At 47.6% G+C, this 18,240-nt stretch carries 14 protein-coding genes; 6 read left to right on the top strand and 8 right to left on the bottom strand.

What is annotated here, in order from left to right:
- Positions 1-32: 32 nt before the first annotated feature.
- Positions 33-1,571 (top strand): hypothetical protein, encoded by a 1,539-nt coding sequence (locus FTU55_RS08240; protein ID WP_180046763.1) that lies wholly within the window; start codon positions 33-35, stop codon positions 1,569-1,571.
- A gap of 323 nt (positions 1,572-1,894) precedes the next feature.
- Here FTU55_RS08240 and FTU55_RS08235 read toward each other — a convergent pair whose 3' ends face one another.
- Positions 1,895-3,514 (bottom strand): inorganic phosphate transporter, encoded by a 1,620-nt coding sequence (locus FTU55_RS08235; protein ID WP_005179429.1) that lies wholly within the window; start codon positions 3,512-3,514, stop codon positions 1,895-1,897.
- Positions 3,515-3,995: 481 nt separating this feature from the next.
- On the opposite strand from FTU55_RS08235, the gene metH reads away from it, so the two are divergent.
- A complete protein-coding gene (metH, locus tag FTU55_RS08230; protein WP_104487315.1) occupies positions 3,996-7,685 on the top strand; it encodes a methionine synthase in 3,690 nt (1,229 codons plus the stop codon).
- Positions 7,686-7,896: 211 nt separating this feature from the next.
- On the opposite strand, the gene FTU55_RS08225 is transcribed toward metH, so the two are convergent.
- Complete coding sequence (locus FTU55_RS08225; protein WP_180046760.1) at positions 7,897-9,171, bottom strand: glutaminase; 1,275 nt, start codon at positions 9,169-9,171, stop codon at positions 7,897-7,899.
- Between the two features lie 222 nt (positions 9,172-9,393).
- Here FTU55_RS08225 and FTU55_RS08220 point away from each other — a divergent pair, with 222 nt between their 5' ends.
- The gene (locus tag FTU55_RS08220; RefSeq protein WP_180046758.1) at positions 9,394-10,539 is read left to right on the top strand and encodes a GGDEF domain-containing protein; all 1,146 of its coding nucleotides are present in this window, start codon (positions 9,394-9,396) and stop codon (positions 10,537-10,539) included.
- Positions 10,540-10,666: 127 nt separating this feature from the next.
- Entirely contained in the window at positions 10,667-11,953 is a 1,287-nt protein-coding gene (locus FTU55_RS08215) for an MFS transporter (RefSeq protein WP_152342471.1), read from the top strand.
- A 61-nt stretch (positions 11,954-12,014) separates the two neighbouring features.
- On the opposite strand, the gene FTU55_RS08210 is transcribed toward FTU55_RS08215, so the two are convergent.
- Positions 12,015-12,512, bottom strand: coding sequence for a DUF2505 family protein (locus tag FTU55_RS08210; protein ID WP_005179441.1), 498 nt, complete (start codon positions 12,510-12,512; stop codon positions 12,015-12,017).
- A 106-nt stretch (positions 12,513-12,618) separates the two neighbouring features.
- On the bottom strand, positions 12,619-12,915 hold the full coding sequence (locus tag FTU55_RS08205) for a hypothetical protein (protein ID WP_152342472.1): 297 nt from the start codon (positions 12,913-12,915) through the stop codon (positions 12,619-12,621).
- Positions 12,916-13,056: 141 nt separating this feature from the next.
- Here FTU55_RS08205 and FTU55_RS08200 point away from each other — a divergent pair, with 141 nt between their 5' ends.
- Positions 13,057-13,977, top strand: a complete 921-nt coding sequence (locus FTU55_RS08200; RefSeq protein WP_180046756.1) for an alpha/beta fold hydrolase — start codon at positions 13,057-13,059, stop codon at positions 13,975-13,977.
- On the opposite strand, the gene FTU55_RS08195 is transcribed toward FTU55_RS08200, so the two are convergent.
- A complete protein-coding gene (locus FTU55_RS08195; protein ID WP_075167098.1) occupies positions 13,978-14,445 on the bottom strand; it encodes a hypothetical protein in 468 nt (155 codons plus the stop codon).
- A 360-nt stretch (positions 14,446-14,805) separates the two neighbouring features.
- On the opposite strand from FTU55_RS08195, the gene FTU55_RS08190 reads away from it, so the two are divergent.
- Entirely contained in the window at positions 14,806-15,204 is a 399-nt protein-coding gene (locus FTU55_RS08190; protein ID WP_228148571.1) for a GNAT family N-acetyltransferase, read from the top strand.
- A 15-nt stretch (positions 15,205-15,219) separates the two neighbouring features.
- Here FTU55_RS08190 and FTU55_RS08185 read toward each other — a convergent pair whose 3' ends face one another.
- From FTU55_RS08185 to FTU55_RS08175, 3 genes are all read right to left on the bottom strand, one after another.
- Positions 15,220-17,100, bottom strand: coding sequence for a diguanylate cyclase (locus FTU55_RS08185; RefSeq protein WP_180046754.1), 1,881 nt, complete (start codon positions 17,098-17,100; stop codon positions 15,220-15,222).
- 117 nt (positions 17,101-17,217) lie between these two features.
- Positions 17,218-17,559 (bottom strand): FKBP-type peptidyl-prolyl cis-trans isomerase, encoded by a 342-nt coding sequence (locus tag FTU55_RS08180; protein WP_005179461.1) that lies wholly within the window; start codon positions 17,557-17,559, stop codon positions 17,218-17,220.
- Between the two features lie 125 nt (positions 17,560-17,684).
- Positions 17,685-18,215 carry a YaeQ family protein gene (locus tag FTU55_RS08175; protein WP_016659315.1) on the bottom strand — a complete coding sequence of 177 codons (531 nt, stop codon included), beginning with the start codon at positions 18,213-18,215 and terminating at the stop codon, positions 17,685-17,687.
- Positions 18,216-18,240: the final 25 nt, after the last annotated feature.

Here is an 18,240-nt window from a genome sequence, read left to right as displayed (position 1 = left end):
TATTAATTTGCTTTCAAGCTGCGAGTTTTTGCATGTCCACATTAGACGGCCTACAATTTCCACATTTCGAAAACCAGAAACCCAGTACTTCACGCACAGGACGTGCGATTATTGCCGAGGCACTGGCCGGTGTTGCACCGCAACTGTCCCAGCAAACTCTGTCTGAAAAAAACTGGCGCAAACAGTATCCCAAATATTTTAAGGCGCTGGTCGAATACGGCATTCAGACCTGCCAGAACCCGATTCAAATTGCTGAACAGGGCCTGAATAAAGCACATGGCAGTTTCGAGTTTTATCGACATGGTCAAAAACATCTGCTGAAAGATGTGATGAGCCTCGATGCCCAGCCTTTGCACACAGTTAAAATCCAGGGCCAAAGCACGGCGGCGCCGGAATGGTATGTGCCGTATCAGGGACAGAAACTGCAAGGTCAGACACTGCTTGAGCAAATCCAGCGCTGGGAAGATGGCGGGATTATTGAACACAGTCATGCTCAAGCTTTACGTGCAGCAGTCGCTCATCCGGAATGGTTCGATTTATCAGACCGTACCATGGTGCTGTTTGGTGCTGCTTCTGAAGCTGGCCCCCTGACCTGGCTATCGAAATGGAAAGCCAATATTGTCGCGGTCGATTTACCCAATGCCCGGGTCTGGAACAAAATTCTAGAAACCGTGCAACAGGGTAATGCCACCCTGTATGCACCAGCGACTGAAGCGCTAGATGAAAACAGCACGACTGAGCTATTAAAAGAGCAGCTTGGCGCCAATTTACTGACTCAAACTCCTGAAATTGCCCAGTGGCTAACCCAGTTTGAACAGCAGCTGGATTTGGCTGCAATTGCCTATTTAGATGGTGAAAAACACGTGCGTGTGGCCATGGCGATGGATGCGATTATGCAGGCCGTCAGCGCGCAAAAAGCCGAGACCAGCCTGATGTTTATGTGCACCCCAACTGATGTCTATGCAGTGCCTGCCGATGTGATTCAGGCCTCAAAAGACAAGTATCAGCAACGCTCGAAAGCCCAGCAACTGCTGACCCGTGGGGTTTCAACGGTCACGGCGCAACATTTCTTCCAGAAAAACCTGCATGATCTGGTGCATTCAGACAATGGACAGGATTACGGGATTGCCGACTGTCTGGTGGTGGAACAAGGACCGAACTATGCGCTGGCCAAACGTATTCAGCAATGGCGCGCCACCCTCGCCCGTCATCAGGGACAACGCGTCAGCATTAATATTGCACCATCAACCACGACCTATTCGGTGACTAAAAATCCGTTATTAAAAGCGGCATTTAATGGTGCCAGCCTGTTTGATGTAGAAGCTTTTGCGCCAGAAACCACCAATGCGATTATGGCCGCGCTCTGGATTCATGACCTGCGTAATCCACAGTCGGGGGCCAATCCGGAAGTGACTCTGAACCATCCTTTAGAGTTGATGATGGAAGGGGCCAACCATGGCGGTTTATGGCGTGTCGCATATTTGGCCCGTACTGCCCTGCCTTTTGCAGCCTTATATGGTTTTGCTACCGAGAAGCTGCCTAAAGGCTTACTGGCCAAGTTAAAGAAATAAGAGATTTTAATCTCTCTTCGATCGTTCCCTCTCTCTTGTGTAGCGGTGCTACGTATCCAAAACGGAGAGGGAGATTTTTTTAGAGACCTGCTGTCTACCTGAAAGATAAAAGAGTGGATAGGTTCATTAAAGAAAGAGAAGCTTTGATATTGCTTAGGCTATTTCCTTACCCCCAGCCCTCACCCCTTGAGAGAATGCATTGTAGATTTGCTGTCTATCTAAAAAATAAAGGACGTCACGACTTAGCATTTGGATCATCTGTTTCATCTACAGATATAAAAAAACGCTGCCCAGGCAGCGTTTTTTATTGCGGATGAACCGGCTTAGAATACTTTCAGGAATAACCAGAACAGGCCACCCGATAAACAGATGGTTGCAGGCAAGGTGAAAATCCACGCCGATAGAATGGTTTTAACCATCTGGAAATTCAGGCCAGATTTATTCGCCACCATGGTCCCGGCCACCGCACTGTTCAAGACATGCGTGGTCGATACCGGCATACCAAAGCCATCTGCTGCAGCAATGGTCGACATCGCCACCAGCTCGGCTGACATGCCCTGACCATAAGTCATGTGCTGTTTACCAATCCGTTCACCCACGGTGACCACAATACGCTTCCAGCCGACCATGGTTCCTAAGCCCAGTGCCAGTGCCACCGCAACTTTAACCCAGGTTGGAATATATTGCAGGAAGGAATCGAGATGGTCACGGTAATCATCGACTACTTTTTCCTGTTCCTTGCTCATGGCAGGTAAAGCTTCCGCTTTATCCAGACGCTTGAATGACGTGGTGCTGAGGTACATATCATTACGCAATGCTGCCACTTCTGCTTCCGGAATATTTTTCAAATCGCCGTATTGACCCACACGCTCACCTAAATGATCAGTCAAACTGGCCAAAGCCGGTACCACTTCCGGGGTGATTTCCTTGGTCTGGATGTACTTGGTGATTACTTCACGGGCCTGCGCATCCGGAATATCGGTATGGTTGGCATAAATTGCAGACGCGGTTTGCGTCGACAATTGCTGGAAAGACTGGATATGCTGATTGTCCAGTTCCTTATTCAAGGAATAAGCCAATGGCACAATCCCAATCAGAATCAGCATGATTAAGCCCATGCCTTTCTGACCATCATTGGAACCGTGGGCAAAACTCACGCCAGTACAGGTAAAGATCAGGATGGCACGGATTAATGGCGGTGGCGGTTTGTTGCCTTCAGGCGGCTGGAACAGTTCCAGCTGACGTTTGAAAATCTTTTTCACCAGCAGGAACAGTACGGCAGCAAAGGCAAAACCAATTAATGGCGAGAACAGTAAAGCCTTACCGACTTTCATCACCTGTTCCATATCCACGCCGGATGCACCAGCGCCCGCATTGAGGATGTAGTTCATAATTCCCACACCCAGAATGGAACCAATTAAGGTATGCGAACTTGAAGCCGGAATACCGAGGAACCAGGTGCCTAAATTCCAGAGAATGGCCGCAATCAGCATGGCAAAAACCATGGCAAAACCTGCGCCTGAGCCAACATTCATGATCAGCTCGACCGGTAGCAAGGCAATAATACCGTAGGCCACGGCACCACTGGCGACCATCACCCCAAGGAAGTTACAGAAACCGGCCCACATTACCGCAACCGGTGCAGACAAGGCATTGGTATAAATGACCGTGGCCACCGCGTTGGCGGTGTCATGGAAACCGTTAACAAATTCAAAGCCTAGCGCAATAAATAAAGCGGTGGCCAGCAGAATCACCGAATACAAGCTAAGCGCCGGAACATGCGATAAATCTGCCGATAATTGAAAGCCAATATAAATAAGCGTTGAAATAATAAGCGTTAGAAACACCGGCATAAAGAATTTCGGTGTTGGCACATGAACATTGGTCGACTTTTTCGGAGCCGACTGGTGTGCTGAATCTACGGGAGTTTGATTAGAATTCATGCAAGCAGGAAAAGAGGATACAAAATCCCCTTATTGTTCAGTTAAATTGTGACAATTATATGACAAAAGCAGGTCAAATAAAGTAATTTTTCTACTTTATTTGCCACAATTTCCTGATAATTTTATAGACAAAAAATCAAACTATTCAAAATAAATCAAAAACTTATAAACCACCATCTCATCTTCATCCGGTTTTCTGTCATTGCTGTCATCTTTGATGACCTTGAAATATTACAAGCACAGCAAAACCCGGCCCATTTTTAGACCTTCTCATGCTGCCATAGCTATATGACAATTTTATGAATCCTTACAATGATTTATTTATAACGATGTGTATATTTTCAAAATAAGCCCATGAAAACGTATACTTTTTCAGCAAAGATGCCACAAAGTTCCGTTCCATCTCATCAATTGCGGAAAAAAGCAGTCGAACTCTGCTAAAATATTGCGCATTTCTGATTCATCAAAACAAGGGTTTTTTATGTCCACGCTTGCTACCCTGAAAGAACTTCTTGCCAAAAGAATTTTAATTATCGATGGTGCCATGGGTACCATGATCCAACGCCATAAATTGGAAGAAGCCGATTATCGTGGTGAGCGTTTTGCTGACTGGGCCTATGACCTGAAAGGCAACAATGACCTGCTGGTACTGACCCAGCCGCAGATTATTCAAGGTATTCATGAAGCCTACCTAGATGCCGGCGCTGACATTATTGAAACCAACAGCTTTAACGGCACGCGTGTTTCCATGGCGGATTACCACATGGAAACGCTGGTTCCGGAAATTAACCGTGAAGCTGCGCGTCTGGCCAAAGCTGCCTGTGAAAAATATTCAACACCGGAAAAACCACGTTTTGTGGCGGGTGTCTTGGGGCCAACGTCACGCACCTGTTCAATTTCACCAAACGTGAATGATCCGGCATTCCGTAATATCACTTTTGATGAACTCAAAGAAAACTATATTGAAGCCGCGCACGCCCTGATTGAAGGCGGTGCCGATATTCTGCTGATTGAAACCGTTTTCGATACCCTGAACTGTAAAGCGGCAATTTTTGCGGTAAAAGAAGTCTTTAAACAGCTGGGCCGCGAATTACCGTTGATGATTTCCGGTACCATCACCGATGCCTCAGGTCGTACCTTAACCGGCCAGACTGCTGAAGCGTTCTGGAACTCGGTGCGTCATGGTGATTTACTCTCTATTGGCTTTAACTGTGCCTTAGGTGCAGATGCCATGCGTCCACACGTAAAAACCGTGTCCGATGTGGCTGATGTCTTTGTTTCTGCACACCCGAATGCCGGCCTGCCAAATGCCTTTGGCGGTTATGATGAAACCCCGGAACAAACCGCTGCCTTCTTAAAAGAATTTGCCGAAAGCGGCTTAATTAATATTACCGGTGGTTGCTGTGGTACCACGCCGGATCATATCCGTGCCATTGCACAAGCCGTTGAAGGCATTGCACCGCGTCAACTGCCAGAAATTGAACCTGCCTGCCGTTTAAGTGGTTTAGAGCCATTTAACATCACCAAAGATTCCTTGTTCGTGAACGTCGGTGAACGGACCAACGTCACCGGTTCGAAAAAATTCCTGCGCCTGATTCGTGAAGAAAACTTTGCCGAAGCGCTGGATGTGGCCCGTCAACAGGTTGAAAGCGGTGCACAGGTCATCGACATCAACATGGATGAAGGCATGCTCGATTCACAGGGCGCGATGGTGCACTTCCTGAATCTGGTGGCCTCTGAGCCGGACATTTCCCGTGTGCCAATCATGATTGACTCATCTAAATGGGAAATTATTGAAGCCGGTCTGAAATGTGTACAAGGTAAAGCTGTCGTCAACTCGATTTCCCTGAAAGAAGGTTATGACGAGTTTGTCGAAAAAGCGCGTCTATGCCGTCAGTATGGTGCTGCCGTGATTGTGATGGCCTTTGATGAAAATGGTCAGGCCGATACTGCCGCACGTAAAAAAGAAATCTGTAAACGTTCTTATGATGTGCTGGTCAATGACGTGGGCTTCCCGGCTGAAGATATTATCTTTGACCCGAACGTGTTTGCGGTTGCAACCGGTATTGAAGAACACAACAACTATGCGGTGGATTTCATTGAAGCCACGGGCTGGATTAAACAGAATCTGCCACATGCCATGATTTCTGGCGGTATTTCTAACGTGTCGTTCTCTTTCCGTGGTAATGAGCCAGTGCGTGAAGCAATTCATGCCGTGTTCCTGTACTATGCGATTAAACAGGGCCTGACCATGGGTATTGTAAACGCTGGTCAGCTAGCCATTTATGATGATATTGACCCGGAACTGAAAGATGCGGTTGAGAACGTGATTCTGAACCAGAATCAGGGTACCAGCGGTCAGGATGCTACGGAAAAACTGCTGGAAGTCGCGGAAAAATATCGCGGTCAGTCGGGCGTTAAAAAAGAAGAAGAAAACCTGGAATGGCGTAACCAGCCGGTGGAAAAACGTCTGGAATATGCGCTGGTCAAAGGAATTACCACCTTTATTAATGAAGACACCGAAGAAGCCCGCTTAAAAGCCAAACGTCCGCTAGATGTGATTGAAGGTCCACTCATGGACGGTATGAACGTGGTCGGCGATCTGTTTGGTGCCGGTAAAATGTTCCTGCCGCAAGTGGTGAAATCGGCCCGTGTGATGAAACAGGCGGTGGCCTGGTTAAACCCGTACATCGAAGCAGAAAAAACTGTGGGCGAGTCCAAAGGTAAAGTGCTGATGGCCACGGTAAAAGGCGATGTCCACGATATTGGTAAAAATATTGTCGGTGTGGTCTTGGGCTGTAACGGCTATGACATTATTGACCTAGGCGTGATGGTACCGGCAGAGAAAATCCTGCAAACCGCGATTGATGAAAAAGTCGATATCATTGGCCTGTCGGGTCTGATCACTCCATCTTTGGATGAAATGGTCTTTGTGGCCAAAGAAATGCAGCGTAAAGGCTTCAATATTCCATTGATGATTGGCGGTGCGACCACCTCGAAAGCACATACGGCCGTGAAAATTGATCCACAATATTCCAATGATGCGGTGATTTATGTGGCTGATGCTTCACGTGCTGTTGGTGTGGCAACCACCCTGCTGTCACAAGACATGAAACCAGCCTTTGTAGCAGACACTCGTGCTGAATATGCCAAAGTACGTGAGCGGATTGCCAACAAGCAGCCTAAAGCGGCGAAACTGTCTTATGCAGAATCAATTGAAAACGGCCTGAAAATTGACTTTAAAGCCAATACACCGGTAAAACCAAACTTTATTGGTACCCAAACCCTGACCAACTATCCGCTGGAAACACTGGTTGAATATTTTGACTGGACGCCATTCTTTATTTCATGGAGTCTGGCCGGTAAATTCCCAGCCATCCTGACCGATGAAGTGGTGGGTGAAGCAGCGACCGATTTATACAATCAGGCGCAGGCGATGCTAAAAGATATTATCGACAATAAACGCTTTGATGCGCGCGCGGTATTTGGCCTGTATCCGGCCAACCGTTCCGGTGCAGATTCAGTCGAAGTGTATGATGCAACAGGTACGCATGTCACGCATACTTTCCAGCACGTTCGTCAGCAGTCAGACAAAGTCACTGGCAAACCGAACCTGTCACTGGCCGATTTTGTCGCGCCAAAAGGTGAAGCGGAAGACTATTTAGGTGGCTTTACCGTGTCGATCTTTGGTGCAGAAGAAATGGCCAATGAGTACAAAGCCAAAGGCGATGACTACAATGCCATTCTGGTACAGTCTTTAGGTGACCGTTTTGCCGAAGCCTTTGCCGAGCATTTGCATGAACGTATCCGTAAAGAGTTCTGGGGCTATCAGGCCAATGAACAACTGTCAAATGAAGAGCTGATTAAAGAGAAGTATGTCGGGATTCGTCCTGCACCGGGCTACCCTGCTTGCCCAGAGCACTCTGAAAAAGCGCCTTTATTTGACTGGTTAGGCTCAACTGACAAGATTGGTACGCAACTGACCAGCAGCTTTGCGATGTGGCCACCTTCATCAGTCAGTGGTTTCTACTATGCCAACCCTGAAAGCCAGTACTTTAACGTGGGTAAAATCGCAGGCGACCAGCTTGAAGATTATGCGCAGCGTAAAGGTTGGACACTGGATGAAGCGAAACGTTGGTTAGCGCCAAATTTGGATGATTCGATTTCTTAAGAATCTCTCTAGTCCTCTTTATTAAAGGGGGAACTAAAAATCCCCCTAAATCCCCCTTTTTCAAAGGGGGACTTTGTCATGTGATTAAATGAATTACGAATCCAAAACCACCATCAAATTCGCGTAAAGTTCCCCCTCTGCCTCTCAGGAGAGGGTCAGGGAGAGGTATTTAAAACAAAGCGCCAGAAAAGTTGAAGGAGAGGCCCTTTCCTCATTCATACTGTTGCAAATAACGCTCTAGCTCTTCCTGAACCAGCACCGCTGCATGCTTCTGAATTTGCGTTTGACTTAACAGTCCTTCCGAATCAACCACCACCACACGATGTCCATCTTGCTGCAAACGCTCTACTCCTTCAAACAGCATCCGTGCACCCACATCATGAATTAAGGTGAGGTTGGTCAGATCGAGTACAATCGTCGTATCACCCGGTGGCTCTTCCTGTAAATTGCGCAGCAACATTTCTGACTCGGTAAACTGCAACACTCCGCGCAGTTCATAGACGCGAACATCATCATTTTTTCCAGCCCAATAACAGCTCTGAATAATGGTTTGTGCGGAAGGCGTCCCTTCCATCAGATGCAGGCCCATATCGGCAGATAAACGCTCAAAAATATCAATCCCGCGGACACTGTTGCCATGTTCATCCACGCGCGGTGAAAATACTGCAATACCGACCTGCCCTGGCAGCACACCAATAATCCCACCTGAAACGCCGCTTTTGGCCGGAATCCCCACCGTGGTGAGCCAGTCTCCGGCAGCATCATACATACCACAGCTCAGCATCACGCTTAACACCTGCCGCACCACGGCCCGATCCAGTAAACATTCGCCCGTTTTCGGATGTAGGCCGCCATTGGCCAAGACACTGGCAATGTGTACCAAATCCTTAACCGTGACTTTAATTGCACACTGCTGGATATACCCATTCACAATCTCGACCGGGTCAGTGTCCAGTGCACCGACAGTACGCAACATATAGCCAATCGACAGGTTCCGGAATGCGGTCTTCATTTCGGAGGTATAGACCTGCTCATCAAAACTTAATTCCCGTCCGGCCAGTTCACTTAAAAAACGGCGCAGCTGCTCGGCCCGTGAAATGCCAGCCGTAGTTTGAATTAATGAATGGGTGGTAATCGCCCCCGAGTTGATCATCGGGTTTTTCGGAATATTCAGTTCTTTGTCTAAGGAAATCTGGTTAAAGGCCTCGCCAGAAGGCTCCACACCTACTTTTTGCAAAATTTCCTCAATCCCTAACTGCTCCAGCACCAGCGCATAAGCAAAAGGTTTGGACATGGACTGGATGGTAAATTCATGACCATCATCACCACTGGAATAGATCATGCCATCTGCGGTGGACAGGGCCAGCGCCAGCTTGTTAGGATCAGCCTGTGCCAGTTCCGGAATATAATCGGCCAGCTGCCCGCCCGCATTGCGCTGACATTGTGACAAAACATGCTTTAAATAATCTGGAACAGGCGTTTGCATAGGATGGGTCCTTTTTGGGCATTATCATTGTTGTAGATGGCAACTTTATTTTATACCGCAAGCCGGTGCATTTTGGCCCGGCAGTTACAGCATCGCTACACGCATCGCTTTTCTAAATCTTCTTGATTCAATTATGCGCTCAAGATTGTGCACTTTTTTAGATCACTGTCTGGGAGAAGCTGCTATGATGGCGCGATTTTTTGACTTACCTGCAATTTGTTCATGTTAGCCGAAAATTTCTCCCTCTACAGTGCGCTAATCCCGCTGTTTATGATGGCCTTTGGCAGCGTCATTCTGCTGCTGTGGCTGTTCCAGCCAATTCCCACCTATTTTCTGTGGTATGCCGCATCGACTCTGTGTACGGGTCTGGCCGTACTGATCATTACTGTGGTCTCCGCCCAAGTGTTGCCGACCTTTAGCTTTATTCCGTCCACGCTGCTGTTTATCAGCTGTGCGATGTTCACCCATGCCATTCATTTACGGCTGAATGTGACCACGCGCTGGGCGTTTCTATTGGTACTGATTACCATTGCCGAATCAATTTATGTGTATTTTTCGGTGTTTGATGAGCAATATGCACAGCGGATGCTGGTGCTGACCATCACCATTACCCTGATTTTTTCGCATAATTTAAAGGCTTTATATCAGGTCAAGCTCAAGCAGAAACTGGATCGCCTGTTACGCCTGTCACTGTTGCTGTTAAGTGCGGTGATTGCGCTGCGCACCCTGTATCTGTTTGTGGTATTACAGCCGACCAACCAGATTTTAAGTAACAACTTGGTCGCTGCCGGCACCCAGCTGATTATTCTCTGCCTGAGCCTGCTGATGGCCGGGCTGCTGTTTCATAGTGCCTATCAGGATATTTTCCAGCAGCTGCAAAAAGAACGGAATCTTGATCCATTAACCGGCTTGCTGAATCGCCGGGCGCTGGAGGAACGGCTGAAACGCTTAAAACAGCACAGCCGTTCCAGACAGAATGCGATTATTCTGTGTGATCTGGACTTTTTTAAGCAGATTAATGATCAATATGGCCATAAGGTTGGCGATGTCGCGCTACAGCATGTCACCGAAATTATCAGCAAAGCGGTACGCAAATACGATGAAATCTGCCGGATGGGCGGTGAAGAATTTCTGATTTTACTGCAAGATACCCCGCTGGATATCGCAATTCAGGTGGCAGAACGGATTCGCAGCGGCATCGAAACCACACCACTGATTCAGAGTGGTCAGGTCATTTCAATGACCGGCAGTTTCGGCATCAGCTTTTTCCAGCACTTTGATGAGTTTTCTCAGGCCGCGCAGCAGGCCGATTTATTGTTATATCAGGCCAAAAATCTGGGCCGCAACCAGCTGCACTGGCAACAATAACAATCATCCACACGTGCAGACTTTTATAACTATTAGTTTATTTTTCCCAAATAAAGTTTGATTATTCATAGCTATAGCTCTTCTTTAAAATTACGGTTCCTGTTTTTAATCCTGTCAGAAGATACGCATGGATGCTACTCCCCGTTTAAGCCGCGAAGACAAACGCACACTTGGCCTGTCCTCACTCGGTGGTGCACTCGAATTTTATGACTTTGTCATTTATGTCTTTTACGCCAAAATTATTTCCGATCTGTTTTTCCCAAGCACCCTCAGTCCATTTTGGGCCATGCTGAATACCTATGGGATTTTTGCAGCCGGTTATTTCTTCCGTCCGCTCGGCGGTGTGGTGATGGCGCATTTTGGCGATTTAATTGGCCGTAAACGCCTGTTTAGCCTGTCCATTTTATTAATGGCTCTACCCACGCTATTTATTGGCATCATGCCGACCTTTGAAAGCATTGGTTATGCCGCGCCATTATTGTTACTGCTGATGCGCGTGGTACAAGGTATTGCTATTGGCGGAGAAATTCCTGCGGCCTGGACCTTTGTTTCTGAGCATGTGCCAGAAAAAAGAATTGGTTTTGCCAATGGTCTGCTGACCGCCGGCCTGTCCTTGGGGATTTTACTCGGCGCGTTAATGTCGCTGTTTATTTCACTGCAATTTACTGCGGCCGAAATTCAGGACTGGGCATGGCGTATTCCGTTTATTGTTGGCGGGATTTTTGGTCTGGTGGCGCTGTATTTACGTAGTTATTTACATGAAACCCCGGTATTTAAAGCCATGCAGGCACGCAAGGAACTGGCCAAGGAATTACCAGTGAAACAGGTGCTGGCGCAGCATCGTAGCGGTGTGGTGATGGGCATGTTCTTTACCTGGTTCCTGACCGCCTGTGTGGTGGTGCTAATTTTGGCCATGCCAAATCTGCTGGTCGGTGCATTTGGTTTTGACCGCGCCGATGCCTTTAAAATGCAAAGTGCCGCCATTGTCATGCAGATGATTGGCTGTATTGTGGCCGGGCTGCTGGCCGACCGTTTTGGTGCTGGGAAAGTCATTTTATTCGGCTCCCTGCTGGTCGCTGCAATTGCCTCACTGTTCTATAACAGCCTGGGCCATGTTGAAGCATCAACAATCTTTATGCTGTATATGCTCTTGGGTCTGGCCTCTGGAACAGTCGGGATGGTGTCATATAGCATGGTAAAAATGTTCCCGGCACAAATCCGTTTTTCCGGTATTTCATTTTCTTATAACGTGGCTTATGCCATTGCCGGTGGCATCACCTTACCGCTGGTGCAGTGGCTAAGCCTGTATAGCAATATTGGCGCGCTATATTATATCTGGGTGGTGTGTCTGGTGGCGTTTATAACCGCCTGGTTTTATCAGCAGCGCTTTGAGCGTGCCCGATCTTCGGTTTAATCCACCTCAAAACAAAAGAGCCCGGATTCATCCGGGCTTTTTATACAAAGATGTGCAGATTTTAACTTTTTAAATTCTTCTTGAGTTCATCTTCAACAATATTAATTTCCACTTCGCTAAAGCGGCGAATTTCACCTTCTGCATGTTTTTCCAGCATCCCGCCAATTAACGGCACTTTCACTTTTACTGTCCAGTTCAGCTGGATCTGAATCTGCTGATCATTGCCCGTCACCGAACGTGCGCAGCGGGCCTCTAAGGGCAAGTTCGCACCTAAATCAATGGTCGAGGTCAATGCACTCAGATTGGTGACATCGGTGCGCTTTAAACGAAAAGCATCTTTTAGCAGTTTTTTGGCGATGTCTGGAATATTCACATCCAGGTTATAGGCACGGCGCAAGGTGTAAATATCACCATTGATCTGCGATTCCAGAATCTCCAGATTTTCCCCCGGAATGCGTTTGCACACATTTTCATGTAATGCAGTATTTGCAGCCAGCTGTTTGAATTCGCTCAATGAAACACCCTGAATGGTGGCATTGACAGTAAATTGATGCGCCATAGTTGATCCCTGATTTTATCTTTTTCTTCGGTCTTGTTCTTGGTGGGGAACCTGCTGTTGCAGCCGGTTCATCGCCTGTTTATTTAAAAGAATTCTGCACGCGCTGTCATTGGCTGAATGTGGTCGGATTGTTCTGGTGTCGGCCATATTCAATCCGCAGCATCTCACCGGCATCAATCCGGACAAAACAGTCCAGATAATCAATCCGGGCATAAAACTGTTCAGCACCATCATCCAGTCCGGTCACCGACCAGCGAATGCCGGCCGGAAACTGCTCAAGCCAGCCCGACTGATAAAAATCAGCAACTGAATCAAAATGCAGGCCCTCGGCAGCGGCCTGTTGCAGACGCTGTGCCACCTGTTCAAACCTGGCCTGTTGCTGCTGGCGAAAATCAATCAGCATGGCTTATCTCATCCTGCTTTTATTGCTGTTTATTTCTATCGCTGTTTATTTTAAACCTTCTGGCCGATGAACGCGCCAGTTTTGACACTGCCCCTCTGCAACATTCAAACTAGAGCCAGTCTAAAAATATACGAGTTCAGGATGAACACCACTGCTTCTGCAATTCACACATCGCCGCTTGAAATCAGCAGCGTTACTTTCCCGGCCAGCGATGGTTATCTGCTGACCGGCACCTGTTATACCCCGCCGCAGGTTAAGGCACAGCTGCTGGTGGCCTGTGCAACCGGCGTGCCGCAAGCCTTTTACCGCCGCTTTGCCGAGTACATGAGCCAATATCAGTATCAGGTGCTGTGTTTTGATTATCGCGGTGTGGCCAAATCGGCACCCAAACGGCTGAAAGGCTTTCAGATGTCTTATCTGGATTGGGGCAAACTGGATCTGGCCGGTGCGATTGCCTATTTTAAACGTGACCAGATGCCGCTATTTATGATCGGTCATTCCTATGGCGGACAAGCGCTGGGATTGGCACCGAATCATGCGCAGGTCACGGCACTGTACTGTTTTGGTACTGGCGCCGGCTGGCATGGCTATATGCCGCTGAAAGAAAAAATTAAAGTGCAGTTTGTCTGGAACCTGATTTTCCCGCCAATGGTGGCCCTGGCCGGTTATTTGCCATGGAGCAAGCTGAACATGGGCGCAGACCTGCCGCTGGGCGTGTATCAGGAATGGCGTAAATGGTGTAAAAATCCGACCTACTTTTTTGGTGACCCGGCACAACAGACGCTGTTTGAATGTTATGCACAGGTCAAAACCCCAATTTATGCCGCTTCTTCACTGGATGATGACTGGGCCTTACCCAATTCCCGGTATGCCTTTATGCAGCATTATTGCAATGCCTCAGTGAAAATGATCAACCTGAGTCCGCAGCAGTTTGGCTTAAGCCAGATTGGGCATATGGGCTATTTCCGCCAAGGTGCAGAAAAAATCTGGGATCAGGTGGCAGCCACGTTTGCCTCATATCTGCCATCCGATACAAACACCGGAGTGAGCATTTCACCGTAATCAGGACGATAAAGACAGGCGCTGCTGGGTTTCACGGCCCTCCCGATCCACATGGGTGATAAAAATACCGTACTGGCTGACGTAATATTCCAGCGACTGTTCATAGAAGGTCCAGTAAATGGTCCATTCGCCCAGATCGGTATCTGCAATCCGGGTCTGGGTTTTGGCCGGCATTTTACGCAACACCTGTTCCTGCAGCATCGGGCCATCCTCTTTATGCTGTACAACTAATGCGTCCTGCATAAAGATGTCCGCCACATCATCAAACAGCTGCTGTTCATAGGCAGCGACTTCTTCAATCACCTCTTCAACCGGTCGCGGGCATTTCTGGCTAATCGGGCCTTGTACCATATTGCAATAGGCAGCCTGATGTTTCTGAAAGGCACGGTTAATTCTGATTTTAATCATGACTTTCCACAGCGCATAAAAGGCCAGAAAAATCAGGAGGATTGCCAGTATTTTTGCCATAAGCCCGCTTACCTCAATGGTTCGGTTCTCATTTCCCAACGTTTGGTCTCGTGTCTCTTATCTCAGCGCTCTTGCAGATGGATCATGCATGAAAATAATGAGGATGATTCCATGCGCTCATGAAAATGATTCAATCGCATCTACGCTGCCAAACTGCTGTCTTTTTATTCATTTTGACACAAAACAGTATCAATCCCCCAATAAAAAATTCTCACAACGCCTAAAAAACTGCGCAAATCACAACAAGATTGTCATTTTGTTGAAGGTTTATTTACATTCAAATAGGTGCTTGTTTATGCCTTTACCAACACAATGATTAGATCCGCTCGAATTCAAGATGTCCCGAGCCTTATTCGCGTTTTGCACGACAGTATCCGATCCTGTAGCCTCGATCATCAACATCGTGAAATCAAGATTCAACGCCTGCTCGAAAATAAAAATCAGGAAAATCTGCTGTTACTGATGCACTATAACAACTGCTGGGTGTATGAGCTTCAGCATCAGGTGGTCGGTTTTATTCTGGCCAGCGATCAGGGTGAAGTATTAATGAATTATGTCGCACCCGATGTCCAGCAGCGCGGTATTGGCAAGCTGCTGCTCAATGAAGTGCTGCATTATTATCAGCAACGCCAGATGAAACGGATTGTGCTGGCCAGCACCCGCACGGCGCTGCCCTTTTATCAAAAATATGGCTTTCAGATTCAGCCGCAGGCAATTGAGCCTGTTTTACATATTCCTTTGGTCAAATATCTGGACTAAAGATTTTTCTCTGGCTTAATGTCCGGCAATCCTGCACTGATCCCGGCCGGCTTCTTTGGCCAGATACAGCTGCTGATCGGCTGCTTTCATAAATTCCAGTACACTGGCATAGGGCTGCTTGCCGGTCATCCAGGCCACGCCCATACTGACCGTAACATAGTCTTTCGTATCCTGACGGGCAATGTGCTGCATTTGCTCGGCACGAACCGCCTGTAATACCTGTGCCATCATCGGCTCTAATAAGGCAATTGGGACATTGTGCAGTATCAAGGCAAATTCTTCACCGCCATAACGTGCCACATAGGCATTTTCAGGCAAGGCACGATTTAAGATCAGCACCAGCTGCTGCAAAACCTGATCTCCTTTTAAGTGGCCATAATGGTCGTTATATTTTTTAAAATAATCGACATCCAGCATCACAAACGCCAGGGTATATTCAGGCTGCTGACAGGTCTGCTCAAAACGTAGCAGGATTTCATCATTCAAGGCACGGCGATTATAGGCACCGGTCAGCGCATCAATTTTTACCTGCAATTCCAGCTTGGCATTTAACTGACTTAACTGGGCGGTACGTTCCTTGACTTTAACATCCAGCGAATTATTCAGGCTCAGCAAACGGTTATTCAGTTTTTCAATATAGGCGGTATCACGCGCATAGTTACGTGCCTGCTGCAGCATAATCAGCAAGGCATACAGACTGGTAGAAATAAACGATAAAGCAATTGATTCAATCAGGTTTAAGGCCAGCAGCAGATCATGAATAAAGCTGCCAAACAGCAGCAACACTGCACATACGGTTAATTTGGAATAACTCAGTTTCTGCCGCAAAGTTTCGGCAAAACCGTAGATAAAATTGACTAGCACCAGCAGACTGAATAAAGAACTCCATAACGCCAGCTGTTCCAGCACCATCGGCGGTGCCCACAATGCAGCGACCAGATTAATGGCAATAAGCAGCAGCGCAGCACAATATACCCACCGATGCAAATAACGCTGGTTAAACAGGAACATATAGCTCAAGAAAAATAAAATGGCCAGAAAACTGAACAGATATTGCAGCCGCAATCCCCAAATCCAGTTAATGTCGGTAAAGGCGGTATAAGCATACGGGGCTGCAAACAGGTTATGCAGTGCCAGAAACACAATAAAAATGCCAAATACAAACATACTTTGTGCATTCGGCGACATCACCCCACGGAAAAAGGAAAAGACCAGGGTAAACAGTCCAATCCCGAGCACCCCACCGCTGATCATGGCCACGCTCATCATCAGGCGCTGGTATTGGTAGTTTATGGTACGGCTGAGTCCAATTTTTATTGAATGTTCCAGCCCGCCCCTGAAGTTCTGGAAACTGGAGGCCTGAATCGCCAGGGTAAAATATTCACTGTCGGCAATAAAATAGGCAAGCCGATGACTATTGCCGTTTTCATGGCGGGCAGCATCAGGACCGGCTTCCCCCACGCGTGCCAGCGGCTCACCATTTAAATACACCCGGTAGGCACCCTGCTGGCTAGGCATCCAGATCGCAATGCGGCGACCGACAAACTCTTTTGGCAACTGAAAATGCCCAATAAATGTGCCATAGCCTTCCATTTGGCCAGTCAGTTGCTGAAAAGAAGCCGGTAAATGCACCCGTTCTGCAGTCAGTACTGCACTGGGCTGTTGAATAAACTGCTGATTGTAAAACAGCCACGAGCCATCCAAATTGGTGCTGGAGCGTTCACTAAACTGCAGGGTCGTAATCAGCTGCTGCTGATAATAGGAGTCTGGTGGGGAATCATAATGTGCTCGCGCCGGAGCAAGGCTGAGTGCACACAGACACAGCCAGGCCATCAACAGGAGAGGAATCCGAAAGTACGCGCGCTGTTCCAATAAAATGATAATCCCTGCAGACATTGGAAAGGAATAATTTTAATGTACTGTGTATTGAAGGGTTTTCAAATTACTTTTTGCACTATTTTTGCACAAGCCGACCAGAGACATCCTGTTCTCCGGTCAGGGAATGTGGAAGGCTTATTCGTCGCGGGTTTTCACGTCAAATAATTCAATTTCAAAAATCAGGTTGGAATTGGCCGGAATAATATTGCCAATTTTACGTTCGCCATATGCCAGATGAGATGGCACGATCAGCTTGCGCTTACCGCCAACTTTCATCCCGAGAATGCCCTGATCCCAACCTTTAATCACACGGCCGGTACCAATCACGGTTTCAAAATAGTTACCGCGGTCAATGGAAGAGTCGAACTTGGTACCATCTTCCAGCCAGCCGGTATAGTGAGTGGTAATTAAAGCGCCTTTGACCGCTTCTTTGCCCTCACCCACTTTTAAATCAATAATTTCTAATTCTTTTGACATGCGCCTGCTCTCTTCAACCAAATCAATTGTGCATGAGTATAAAAGGAATTGATGACAGCTGCATAATTTAGGCCGCTAAATTGCAGCCGTTTATTGACCTGACACCACAGCAGCAACCGGATGGGTTACTGCAACTGTTCCCATTCAATCACAGCCTGGGCCTGATCGCCAATTAAGGTCCATTCGCCATCCATCACATTTAACTGTAGCTGCATGGTACGTTCACACAGTTGCTGAATTGCTTCGGTGGTGGCGGTAGACAGTTTCCAGACCTGAACATTTTTCAGGGTTTTCAGCTTGCTGGAGCGTTTATACCAGTCATCGACATTGCTGCCATAGGCCACCACCGCCACCTGTTGGCAACGGGCGCTGGCTTTTTTGACCTTGTCTTCATCCGGGCAGCCGACTTCAATCCAGTTTATTAGCTGACCTGTGAGATCTTTTTGCCACAGCGCCGGCTCATCGGTTTCAAACAGGTCTTTGGTGAATTCCAGTGCCTCATCGGCATAGCGGGCAAATGCCAGAATACGCACCATCAGGCGCTCGATGGTTTCAGACGGATGCAAGGCCATGGTGAGCTGATAGTCACCATATTGATGCACATCCATATTGGCAATATTTAAATCTGCTTTATAAATTGTTGCTTTAAGCGCCATACACGTGATCCTCAAATTTGGCGCC

It is taken from the genome of Acinetobacter sp. YH12117 (assembly GCF_013418865.1).
Lineage (GTDB): Bacteria > Pseudomonadota > Gammaproteobacteria > Pseudomonadales > Moraxellaceae > Acinetobacter > Acinetobacter indicus.
Note: the sequence above shows the minus strand (reverse complement) of the source record. Positions and strands in the feature narration are given on the sequence as shown.